At 72.0% G+C, this 12,097-nt stretch carries 8 protein-coding genes; 6 read left to right on the top strand and 2 right to left on the bottom strand.

Annotation, left to right across the window (positions count from 1 at the left end):
* Nucleotides 1–34 precede the first annotated feature (34 nt).
* Nucleotides 35–2,782, top strand: coding sequence for an HAD-IC family P-type ATPase (locus tag G407_RS0113185; protein WP_029031173.1), 2,748 nt, complete (start codon nt 35–37; stop codon nt 2,780–2,782).
* Nucleotides 2,783–2,839: 57 nt separating this feature from the next.
* Here the strand turns inward: G407_RS0113185 and G407_RS0113180 are convergent, their stop codons facing one another.
* Nucleotides 2,840–5,254, bottom strand: a complete 2,415-nt coding sequence (locus tag G407_RS0113180) for a transketolase (RefSeq protein WP_043539736.1) — start codon at nt 5,252–5,254, stop codon at nt 2,840–2,842.
* 87 nt (nt 5,255–5,341) lie between these two features.
* Nucleotides 5,342–6,124: a 3-oxoadipate enol-lactonase gene (gene pcaD, locus G407_RS0113175; protein WP_029031171.1), complete on the bottom strand. Its 783-nt coding sequence runs from the start codon at nt 6,122–6,124 to the stop codon at nt 5,342–5,344.
* Between the two features lie 113 nt (nt 6,125–6,237).
* Between pcaD and G407_RS0113170 the strand changes: the two genes are divergently transcribed.
* From G407_RS0113170 to G407_RS0113150, 5 genes are all read left to right on the top strand, one after another.
* On the top strand, nt 6,238–6,792 hold the full coding sequence (locus G407_RS0113170; protein ID WP_052341326.1) for a GNAT family N-acetyltransferase: 555 nt from the start codon (nt 6,238–6,240) through the stop codon (nt 6,790–6,792).
* A gap of 230 nt (nt 6,793–7,022) precedes the next feature.
* Entirely contained in the window at nt 7,023–7,517 is a 495-nt protein-coding gene (locus tag G407_RS0113165; RefSeq protein WP_029031169.1) for a (2Fe-2S)-binding protein, read from the top strand.
* Between the two features lie 127 nt (nt 7,518–7,644).
* On the top strand, nt 7,645–10,008 hold the full coding sequence (locus tag G407_RS0113160; protein WP_029031168.1) for a xanthine dehydrogenase family protein molybdopterin-binding subunit: 2,364 nt from the start codon (nt 7,645–7,647) through the stop codon (nt 10,006–10,008).
* 69 nt (nt 10,009–10,077) lie between these two features.
* Entirely contained in the window at nt 10,078–10,881 is an 804-nt protein-coding gene (locus G407_RS0113155; protein WP_029031167.1) for an FAD binding domain-containing protein, read from the top strand.
* A gap of 270 nt (nt 10,882–11,151) precedes the next feature.
* Entirely contained in the window at nt 11,152–12,060 is a 909-nt protein-coding gene (locus G407_RS0113150; RefSeq protein WP_029031166.1) for an AAA family ATPase, read from the top strand.
* The last annotated feature ends 37 nt before the right edge of the window (nt 12,061–12,097 follow it).

The following is a 12,097-nucleotide window of genomic DNA, read 5'->3' as shown; positions in this document are numbered from 1 at the left end:
AGAGGGAAGGAGATTCGCGTGGAGTTACCTGCCGATGTCCCCCCGAGACGACGCGACGCGCCCCGTCGACGACCACCCGTGGCACGCGCTCGCGCACGACGACGCCCTCGCCCGCCTCGACACCGCACCGCACGGCCTGACGCAGGACGAAGCCGCGCGGCGGCTCGAGCGGCACGGGCCGAACCGGCTTCCGCAGGCGAAGGCACGCGGGCCGCTCCAGCGGCTCGCCGACCAGGTGAACTCCGTCCTGATCTGGATCCTCCTCGTCTCGGCGGCGGTGACGGCGCTGCTCGGGCATTGGATCGACACCGCCGTCATCCTCGCCGTCGTGGTGGCGAACGTCGGCATCGGCTTCGTCCAGGAGGGCAAGGCGGAGGCGGCGCTCGAGGCGATCCGCGGCATGCTCGCGCCCCATGCCGCGACCCTGCGCGACGGCAAGCGCGTCGGCATTCCCGGCGAGCACCTGGTGCCGGGCGACGTCGTCCTCGTCGAGGCGGGCGATCGCGTGCCGGCGGACCTGCGGGTCGTCGAGGCGCGCAACCTGCGCATCGAGGAGGCCGCGCTCACCGGCGAGAGCGTGCCCTCCGAGAAGTCGGTGCACCCCGTCGAGACGGACGCGCAGCTCGGCGACCGCGCCTCCATGGCCTATTCCGGCACGATGGTGACGGCGGGGTCCGGCCGCGGCGTCGTCGTGGCGACCGGCGGGCGCACCGAGATCGGGCGTATCTCCGGGCTCCTCGCCGACGTCGGCGAGATGACGACGCCGCTGCTGCGCCAGATCGACACCCTGGCGAAGACGCTGGCCGTGGTCATCGTCGTCGCCGCGGCGCTCGTGCTCGCCTTCGGCCTCCTCGTGCGCGACTACGCCTTCGACGAGCTGTTCATCGCGGTCGTCGGGCTGATGGTGGCGGCGATGCCGGAGGGCCTGCCGGCGCTCCTCACCATCACGCTCGCCATCGGCGTCCAGGGCATGGCGCGGCGCAACGCCGTCGTGCGCCGGCTCCCCGCCATCGAGACGCTGGGTGCGATCTCCGTGATCTGCTCGGACAAGACCGGCACGCTCACCCGCAACGAGATGATGGCCGCGACCGTGATGACCGCGGACCTCGTCTACGAGGTGACGGGGGAGGGGTATGCGCCGGAAGGGCGGTTCCTCCGCGACGGCGAGGCGGTCGACCCCGACCGCGAGCCGCTGCTCGCGGACCTCGCCCGCGCGGCGCTCCTGTGCAACGACGCGGCGCTCTCGCGGACCGAGCACGGCTGGCGCGTCGAGGGCGACCCGATGGAGGGCGCGCTCGTCGCTCTCGCGGCGAAGGCGGGCTTCGATCCGCGGGCGGAGCGCGCCGCCTGGACGCGGCGCGACGCCGTCCCCTTCGACGCGCAGCACCGCTTCATGGCGACGCTGGACGCGCCGGTGGAAGCCGAGCGCGGCGCCTACGTCTTCGTCAAGGGCGCGCCCGAGCGCATCCTCGCGATGTGCGACGCGGTCCGCGGCGCGGACGGGCAGGAGCTGCCGCTCGACCGCGGGCATTGGCACGCGGCGATCGAGGCGATCGCCGCGAAGGGCCAGCGGGTCCTCGCCTTCGCCGGGCGCCCGGCGGGGGAGAGCGAGGGCGTCGACGAGGACATGCTCGACATCGAGGGCGTCGGCGACGGGCTCGTGCTGATCGGCCTCGTCGGCCTCATCGACCCGCCGCGCGAGGAGGCCGTCGACGCCGTCGCCGAGTGCCACGCCGCCGGCATCGACGTGAAGATGATCACCGGCGACCACGCCGCGACCGCCTCGGCCATCGCCCGCGCGCTCGGCCTCGGCCGCCCGGACGACGTGCTCACCGGTCGCGACCTGGATGGTCTCGACGACGCCACGTTGGCGAAGCGGGTGCGCGAGGTCGACGTCTTCGCCCGTACCAGCCCCGAGCACAAGATCCGGCTCGTCTCGGCGCTGCAGGCGCAGGGGCTCGTCGTCGCGATGACGGGAGACGGCGTCAACGACGCGCCGGCGCTCAAGCGCGCCGACGTCGGCGTCGCGATGGGCCGCAAGGGCTCGGAGGCGGCCAAGCAGGCCGCCGACATGGTGCTGCTCGACGACGACTTCGCGACGCTGGAGGCCGCGGTGCGGGCCGGGCGCACGGTCTACGCCAACCTGCGCAAGGGGATCGCCTTCCTGCTGCCGATCAACGGCGGCGAGTCGGCGAGCCTCGTCATCGCGCTGCTCGCGGGCCTGGCGCTGCCGATCATGGCCGTGCAGATCCTGTGGGTGAACATGGTCTCCTCCGTCATCCTGGGCACGAGCCTCGCCTTCGAGCCGCCGGAGCCCGACGTCATGCGCCGGCGCCCCCGCGACCCGACGCGGCGCATCCTCGACGCGTTCCTCGTCTGGCGGGTGGCATTCGTCTCGGCCCTGTTCACGGCGGGCATCTTCGGCGCCTATCGCTGGGGCGTCGCGCAGGGCCTCGAGCCGGAGGCGGCGCGGACGGTCGCGGTGAACGCGCTCGTCGCGATGGAGATCTTCTACCTCTTCGCGGTGCGCTACCTCGACAGCCCGTCGATGACGCTGGCCGGCGCGCTCGGCACCCCCGCGGTGCTGATCGTGGTCGGCGCCGTGAGCGCGCTCCAGCTCGTCTTCACCTACGCCCCGTTCATGAACGCGATCTTCGGCTCGCGCCCGCTCGGCTGGACGGAGATGGGCGTGGCCCTCGGCGCCGGCGTCGGGGTGCTCGTCATGCTCGAGGCGGAGAAGCTGGTGCGCCGCGGGGTGGTGCGGCTGCGCGGGCGGACTTGACGGCCCCACCGCCCGCGCTTCGCGCGGTGTCCTCCCCTCCGGGGAGGACGCGACGCTTCAGATCGCCTTCAGGTGCCGGATCGGGCGACCCGGCGCGACCGCCTGGGCGGCCTGGACGATGCCCTGCGCGTCGATGCCGTAGTGGCGGTAGAGGTCGGCGAGGGTGCCCGTCTGGCCGAAATGCTCGACGCCGAGCGAGCGCGTGCGGTGCCCGGCCACCGCGCCGAGCCAGGCGAGCGTCGCCGGGTGGCCGTCGAGCACGGTGACGAGGCCGCAATGCGCCGGCACCGCCTCCATCAGCCGCTCGATGTGCGCGAGCGCATGGACCTGCCCGGCCTCGCGGGCGCGCTGCGCCGCCGTCCAGCCGGCGTTGAGCCGATCCGCCGAGGTCACCGCGAGGAGGCCGACATCGCGCCGGTCCTCGGCCATCAGCCCCACCGCCTCGATCGCCTCCGGTGCCACAGCACCCGCATAGGCCACGACGATCTGCGCGTTCGGGCCGGGCTCGCGCAGCCAGTAGGCGCCGTCGACGATGCCCTGGGCGAGCTGCGGCGTCATCGTGCGCCGCGGCTGCTCGATCGCCCGCGTGGTGAGCCGCAGGTAGACCGAGCCGCCGGTGGCGTCGCGCAGCCAGGTGCGCTCGTCGGGCTCGGCGTCGCCGTCGCGCTGCACGTAGGCGAAGGCGAAGCGCATGATCTCGGCGAGCTCGTCGACGAAGGCGGGCTCGAACGAGGCGAGGCCGTCCTGCGCGAGGCCGATCAGCGGCGAGGAGATCGACTGGTGCGCGCCGCCCTCCGGCGCCAGCGTCACGCCCGACGGGGTCGCCGCGAGGATGAAGCGGGCGTCCTGGTAGCAGGCGTAGTTCAGGGCATCGAGGCCGCGGGCGATGAACGGATCGTAGAGCGTGCCGACGGGGATCAGCCGCTCGCCGAAGAGGGAGTGCGAAAGCCCGAGCGCCGAGAGCAGGATGAACAGGTTCATCTCGGCGATGCCGAGCTCGATGTGCTGGCCGCCGGGCCCGTAGTCCCAGGTGAAGGTCGAGGGGATGCGCTCGGCCTTGAACGTGTCGGCGAGCGCCTCGCGGGCGAAGAGCCCGCGGCGGTTCACCCACGGCCCGAGGTTGGTCGAGACGGTCACGTCCGGCGAGGTGGTGACGATGCGCCGGGCGAGCGGCGTGTCGGATCGCGCCAGCTCGTTGAGGACGAGCCCGAAGCCCGCCTGGGTCGAGAGCGTCTCCTGGCGCGGCGCCGCGAGCGTCTCGGGCACGGGGATCGCGGGCGCGGAGAGCCGGCGCCGCCCCTCGGCCGCGAAGGGCACGCGGGCGAGGAAGTCGCGCAGCTCGGCCTCCGGCAGGTCGAGCCCCTCGAACGGCTCCCACTCGCGGCCGTCGCGGATGCTCATCTGCGCCCGGAAGCCCTCCATCTGCTTGGGCGTGAGCAGGCCCGCGTGATTGTCCTTGTGGCCGGCGAGCGGCAGGCCGAAGCCCTTGATCGTGTAGGCGATGAAGACGACGGGTCGATCGTGGTCGATGCCCTCGAAGGCCTCGAGCAGGGTCGGGAGGTCGTGGCCGGCGAGGTTCGTCATCAGCCGGCCGAGCGCGGCGTCGTCGCGCCGCTCGATCAGCGCCCCGACCTCGCCCTGGTCGCCGAGATCGTCCATCAGGCGCTTGCGCCAGGCCGCGCCGCCCTGGAAGGTCAGGGCCGCGTAGAGCTGGTTCGGGCAGGTGTCGATCCACGCCCGCAGCCGCTCGCCGCCGGGCTCGCGGAAGGCCTCCTCCAGCAGCGAGCCGTACTTCAGCGTCACCACCTCCCAGCCGAAGGCGCGGAACAGCGCCTCGAAGCGGGCGTAGAGGCCCTCGCGGATGACGGCGTCGAGGCTCTGGCGGTTGTAGTCGACGATCCACCAGGTATTGCGGACGCCCTGCTTCCAGCCCTCCAGCAGCGCCTCGAAGATGTTGCCCTCGTCCATCTCCGCATCGCCCACGAGGGCGATCATGCGGCCCTCGGGCCGGTCAGCGGCCCAGCCGTGGGCGCGGACGTAGTCCTGCGCCAGCGAGGCGAACAGGGTCTGCGCGACGCCGAGCCCGACCGAGCCGGTGGAGAAGTCGACGTCGTCGCCGTCCTTGGTGCGCGAGGGGTAGGACTGCGCGCCCTTGTAGCCGCGAAACGCCTCGAGCTTCTCGCGGGTCTGGTTGCCCAGCAGGTACTGGATGGCGTGGAAGACCGGGCTCGCGTGCGGCTTGACCGCCACCCGGTCCTGCGGGCGCAGCGCCGCGAAGTAGAGCGCCGTCATGATGGTGGCGAGCGAGGCGGACGACGCCTGATGCCCGCCCACCTTCAGCCCGTCCGCGCTCTCGCGCAGGTGGTTGGCGTTGTGGACCGTCCAGGTGGAGAGCCACAGGAGCTTCTTCTCGAGCGCGGCGAGGACGGGCAGTCGGGGGTCGCTCTTGCGCGGGTCGGTGGTGGCGGGCATCGCGGGAGGGGTCCGTTCGGGGGAGGCGAGGCGACACGGGGCCGGGCGACACTAGGGCCCCGCGCCCGTGCCGCCAAGCGGAGAGGCTCACGGCATCGCGACGAGGAAGTCCGTCACCGCCCGCGAGAAAGCCTCCGGCTGCTCGATGTTGGTGAGGTGCGCGCCGTCGAGCGTCACGGCGCGGGCGCCGGGGATGGCGGCCTCGACGATCGCGCCCGCCTGCGGCGTCGTCGCCGGGTCGTGGGCACCGACGATCACGAGGACCGGGTTCGAGATCGCGCGGATCGATTCGCGCTGGTCCATGTCGCGGATCGCGGCGCAGCAGGCGGCGTAGCCCTCGACGGGGGTCGAGAGGATCATGGCGCGGATCGACGCCACCGCCTCCGGGGAGGACGCGCGGAAGCCGGCGGTGAGCCAGCGCTCGACGGTGGCATCGACGACGGCCTCCATGCCGCCGGCGCGGACGGTGCGGATGCGCTGGTTCCACAGGTCCGGCGGGGGCATCTGCGCGGCGGTGTTGGCGAGGACGGCGCGGTCCACGCGCTCCCGGTGCCGGCGCAGCAGGCTCATGCCGGTCATGCCGCCCATCGACACGCCGCAGAAATGCACCTTGGCGACCCCCAGCGCGTCGAGGATGCCGACCGCGTCGTCCGCCAGGCGATCGATCGTGAAGGGCCGCGGCGAGACCTGCGTCGCACCGTGCCCGCGCTGATCGTAGCGCAGGACACGCCAGCGGCGCGTGAGCGCCTCCATCTGCGGCTCCCACATCGTCAGGTTCGACGAGAGCGAGTTCGAGAGCATCAGGACCGGTGCGGTCTCGGGACCGTCGAGGCGCACGTTGAATCGGATCCCGTCGACGACGATGGTCATGGCGCAGCTCTCCTCCGGCTCGCGCGCGGCCTCTCTTGCGCGGCGCGCCGGCGCACCATAGGGCAGGTGACCCGCGAGGCGAAGACGCGGGGTCGCGAGACGGGATCTGTGTGATGGCGGAGCGGATCGGGGGGGCGGAGGTCCCGGAGGAGGCGGCTCGGGAGGAGGCGGCGTTCTGGCGCCCCATGCGCGACGCGGACCTGCCGGCCGTGACGGCGCTCGCCGCGCGGGTGCACCCGACCTTCCCGGAGCGGCCGGAGGTCTTCGCCGAGCGCCGCGCGCTGGCGCCGGACCTGTGCCTCGTCCTCGACGATGCGGGGCGCGTCGCCGGCTACCTGGTCGCGCATCCGTGGAGGTCCAGCGGCCCGCCGGCGCTCGACACGCTGATCGGACGGCTTCCCGAGGCGCCCGACGCCGTCCAGATTCACGATCTCGTGATCGCACCGGAGCTGCGCGGCCGGGGCCTGGCGGAGCCTGCGATCGCGCACGTCGAGCGGACCGCGCGCGGGTGCGTCGCGCGCCTGTGCCTCGTTGCGGTGTCGGGCAAGGAACGCTTCTGGTCGCGTCGCGGCTTCCGGCCGCAGCCGATCGGCCCGGGCGGGAGCGCGGGCGCGCTCGCGAGCTACGGCCCCGACGCCGTCGCGATGGTCAAGACCATGGCCGGCTAGGCGTCCGGTTGTTCCGAAACGCGCGGGATGAGCCGCGGAACTCGTCCTTTCGTCGAGCGGAACGGCGCTTGACCGGCGATTTCGCGCGGTTCACACTCGAATTCGACGCATTCGAAGGTGGCGCTTCGCGAGAGCCGAGGCCGGCCCCGCTCGTCGTCCAACGAGAGCCGACGGCGCCCGCCGCGCGGCCGAGCCGGCCCACGTGCCGGATGAGAGGAGGAACAACACCCATGGCCATCGTCTCCATGACGGTGAACGGCAAGCCCGTGACCGCCGATATCGATCCGCGCACGCTGCTCGTGCAGTTCCTGCGCGAGCACCTGCGCCTGACAGGCACGCATGTCGGCTGCGACACCAGCCAGTGCGGCGCCTGCGTCGTGCACATGAACGGCGCGGCCGTGAAGGCCTGCACCGTGCTCGCGCTCCAGGCCGACGGCGGGGACGTCGTCACGATCGAGGGCCTCGCCAACGGCGCCGAGCTCCACCCGATGCAGGCGGCCTTCCGCGAGCATCACGGGCTCCAGTGCGGCTACTGCACGCCGGGCATGATCATGACCGCCGTCGACATGGCGAACCGCCTCGGCCCGGATCTCTCCGAGGAGACGATCCGCTCGGAGCTCGAGGGCAACATCTGCCGCTGCACCGGCTACCACAACATCGTGCGCGCCGTGGAATCCGGCGCACGGGCGATGGCGGGCCAGCCGATGCGCGAAGCGGCGGAGTGACGCCGGGCGCCGGCCCCGACTTCCGGAGCTCATCTCGATCGCGCCGACACTGCGCGGCTCCGCCATCCTTTTCATGCACGACTTGGAGAAACGCCCGATAAAGAGGCGTCCCCGGAGGACAAACGCCATGACGGGTACCGGTATCGGCGCGCCCGTGCGCCGCAAGGAAGACCAGCGGTTCATCACCGGCCAGGGCCGCTACACGGACGATCTCGCCCGGCCCGGACAGACCCACGCCGCCTTCGTGCGCTCGCCGCACGCCCATGCGCGGATCCGCTCGATCGACACGTCCGCCGCCTCCGCGATGCCGGGCGTCGTCGCGATCCTGACCGGCGACGACCTCGCGGCCGACAAGATCGGCGGCCTGATCTGCGGCTGGATGATCCATTCCAAGGACGGCACGCCGATGAAGGCGGGCCCGCACCCGGCGCTCGCCCAGGGCAAGGTGCGCTACGTGGGCGACCACGTGGCCGTGGTGATCGCCGAGACGTTCGCCCAGGCGCGCGACGCCGCGGAGAGGGTCGAGGTCGACTACGAGCCGCTCGCCGCGGTGGTCGACACGGCCAAGGCGAAGGGCGCCGGCGCCGTCGTGCACGACGAGGCGCCCGACAATCTCGTCTACGAGTGGCATCTCGGGGAGAAGGACGCGACCGAGGCCGCCTTCGCCCGGGCGGCGCACGTCACCCGGCTCGACATCACCAACAACCGCCTGATCCCCAACCCGATCGAGACCCGCGCCGCCATCGGCGAGTACGACGCCGGGACCGGCGGCTACACGCTCTGGACGACGAGCCAGAACCCGCACGTGGCGCGCCTCGTGCTCTCCGCCTTCATCGGCATCGCCCCGGAGCACCAGCTGCGCGTGATCGCGCCGGACGTCGGCGGCGGCTTCGGCTCGAAGATCTTCATCTACGCCGAGGAGACGGTCTGCGTCTGGGCGGCGAAGAAGGTCGGGCGGCCGGTGAAGTGGACCTCGGACCGTACCGAGGCCTTCCTCGCCGATGCCCACGGGCGCGACCACGTCACCCACGCGGAGCTCGCTGTCGACGAGAACGCCAAGATCATCGGCCTGCGCGTGCACACGACGGCCAATCTCGGCGCCTACCTGTCGACCTTCTCGTCGTCGGTGCCGACCTACCTCTACGCGCCGCTCCTGTCGGGCCAGTACGACATCCCGGCGATCTACGCGGAGGTCGACGGCGTCTACACCAACACCGCGCCCGTCGACGCCTACCGCGGCGCCGGGCGCCCGGAGGCGACCTACGTCGTCGAGCGCCTCGTCGAGGTGACGGCGCGCCAGCTCGGGATGGACCCGGCGAAGTTCCGCAAGAAGAACTACATCAAGCGCTTCCCGCACCAGACGCCGGTGATCATGAACTACGACGTCGGCGACTACGCGGCCTCGCTCGAGAAGGCGATGGAGATCGCCGACGTGAAGGGCTTCGGCAAGCGCAAGCGCGAGAGCGCCAAGCGGGGCAAGCTGCGCGGGCTGGGCTACTCGTCCTACATCGAGGCCTGCGGCATCGCCCCCTCGCAGGCGGTGGGCTCGCTCGGCGCGGGCGTCGGCCTGTGGGAATCCGCCGAGGTGCGGGTGAACCCGACAGGCTCGATCGAGGTGCTGACCGGCTCGCACTCGCACGGCCAGGGCCACGAGACCACCTTCGCCCAGCTCGTCTCGGACCGCCTCGGCGTGTCGATCGACACGGTCAACATCGTCCACGGCGACACCGACAAGGTGCAGTTCGGCATGGGCACCTACGGCTCGCGCTCCGGCGCGGTCGGGATGTCGGCGATCACCAAGGCGATCGACAAGGTCATCGCCAAGGGCAAGAAGGTCGCCGCCTACGCCCTCGAGGCGTCGGAAGGCGACATCGAGTTCGCCGACGGGCGCTTCAAGGTGGCCGGCACGGACCGTTCGCTCGCCTTCGGCGAGGTGGCGCTGCAGGCCTACGTCGCCCACAAGTTCTCCGGCCAGGACCTGGAGCCCGGGCTGAAGGAGGGGGCGTTCTACGACCCCACCAACTTCACCTTCCCGGCCGGCGTGCACATCTGCGAGGTCGAGATCGACCCCGACACCGGCATCACGAAGATCGAGCGCTTCACGGCGGTGGACGATTTCGGCGTCGTCATCAACCCGATGATCGTCGAGGGCCAGGTCCACGGCGGCATCGCCCAGGGCGTCGGCCAGGCGCTGATGGAGGGGGCGATCTACGACGAGTCGGGCCAGCTCGTCACCGCGAGCTACCAGGACTACCAGATGCCGCGCGCGGGCGACCTGCCGTCCTTCCAGGTCGGCATGACCTCGACGCCGTGCCCCTCGAACCCTCTCGGGATCAAGGGCTGCGGCGAGGCCGGCGCGATCGCCGCGCCGCCCGCGGTGATCAACGCCGTCACGGACGCGATCGGCCACGAGGAGATCGCCATGCCGGCGACGCCCCAGGCCGTCTGGCGCGCGGTCCAGCGCGCCCGCCCGGCCATGGCGGCCGAATGAGCCGGACCTGATCCTCGCGGCGCGCCGTCACGGCGCGCCGCCCGCCCGACATCGCGAGGACGAAAACCCATGTACGCCTTCGACTATCACAAGCCGACGAGCCTGCGACAGGCGGCGTCGATGCTGGCCAAGGCCGAGGACGCCAAGATCCTGGCCGGCGGCCACACCCTGCTGCCGACGATGAAGCAGCGTCTCGCCGCGCCCTCGAGCCTGATCGACCTCGGCGCGCTCGCCGAGCTCCAGGGTATCGAGCGCAAGGGCCGCTCCGTCGTCGTCGGCGCGATGACGACGCACGCGGCGGTGGCGTCGTCCGACGTCGTGCGCGAGGCGATCCCGGGCCTCGCCGAGATGGCCGAGATGATCGGCGATCCGGCCGTGCGCACCCGCGGCACGATCGGCGGCTCGGTCGCCAACAACGACCCCGCCGCGGACTACCCGGCCGCCTGCCTCGCGCTCGCCGCGACGATCACCACCAACAAGCGCAAGATCGAGGCCGACGACTTCTTCCGCGGCATGTTCGATACCGCGCTCGAGGAGGGGGAGATCATCACCAAGGTCTCGTTCCCGGTGCCGGCGAAGGCGGCCTACGCCAAGTTCCGCAACCCCGCGTCGCGCTACGCCCTCGCCGGCGTCTTCGTGGCCAAGCGCGGCTCGGAGATCCGCGTCGCGGTGACCGGGGCGGGCGCCGACGGCGTGTTCCGCTGGACCGCGGCCGAGGAGGCGCTGAAGACGCGCTTCTCCGCGAAGTCGCTCGCCGGGATGGCTGCCGACGCGTCGATGATGAACTCCGACATCCACGCGGACGCGGAATACCGCGCCCATCTCGTGGGCGTCATGGCGCGCCGCGCGGTGGAGGCCGCGACGACGCGTTGAGCTTTGTCATCCCGGATTGCGAAGCAAGTCCGGGACCCAGATCCGCCGACGCGAGTCTTGCGGCGCATGCGCCGCATCGCGCAACGTCGGTTAGGTCGAGAAGCGCGGCGCATGCGCCGCGAAGCCGACGTTGGAGGATCTGGGTCCCGGATCGCCTTCGGCGTCCGGGATGACAGCGGATGGCGCGACGCCATCTAAGCTCGCGAGTCCCCCCGGGCGGGCGCGTCCCGCGCCTGCCCGGATCGCGTTCGAGAAGGAGCCCGCGCGCCCGTGCCCGATATCCCCGCCAGCATCGACGCCACCGAGAGCCTGCTCGCGGATGCCGGCTACGTCGCCGACCGCCCGCTCGCGACCGTGCTCTTCCTCGCGCTCAGGCTCGGCCGGCCGCTCTTCCTCGAGGGGGAGGCAGGCGTCGGCAAGACGGAGATCGCCAAGGTCCTGGCCGCCGCGCTCGGCCGCCGGCTGATCCGGCTGCAATGCTACGAGGGGCTCGACGTCGCCGCCGCGGTGTACGAGTGGAACTACGCCGGGCAGATGATGGAGATCCGGCTCTCCGAGGCCGCCGGCGAGACCGACAAGGGCCGGCTCACCTCCGATGTCTTCTCCGAGCGCCATCTCGTCAAGCGCCCGCTGGTCCAGGCGCTCGAGCCCGATCCCGGCGGCCCGCCGGTGCTGCTGATCGACGAGCTCGACCGCACCGACGAGGCCTTCGAGGCCTTCCTGCTCGAGATCCTCTCCGACTACCAGGTGACGATCCCCGAGTTCGGGACGATCAAGGCCGCGCATCCGCCGATCGTGATCCTCACCTCGAACCGCACCCGCGAGATCCACGACGCCCTGAAGCGTCGCTGCCTCTACCATTGGGTGGACTATCCGGACGCGGAGCGCGAGCTCGCCATCCTGCGCGCCAAGGCGCCGCGCGCGCCGGCGAAGCTCTCCGCCGAGATCGTCGCCTTCGTCCAGGCCATCCGCAAGGAGGAGCTGTTCAAGGTCCCGGGCGTCGCCGAGACGCTGGACTGGGCCTCGGCGCTCGTCGAGCTCGATGCGGTCGCGCTCGATCCGCACCTCGTGTCGGACACGCTGGGGGTTCTCCTGAAGTACCAGGACGACATCCAGAAGATGCAGGGATCGAAGGCGAAGGAGGTGCTCGACCGGGTCCGCGCGGAGGCGCGCGGGTGATGGAGGACGCGCGAGGCGTGCTCGTCCCTCCCTGTAG

Source organism: Salinarimonas rosea DSM 21201 (assembly GCF_000429045.1).
GTDB classification, from domain to species: Bacteria; Pseudomonadota; Alphaproteobacteria; order Rhizobiales; family Beijerinckiaceae; genus Salinarimonas; species Salinarimonas rosea.
This window is presented reverse-complemented; position numbering and strand designations above follow the sequence as displayed.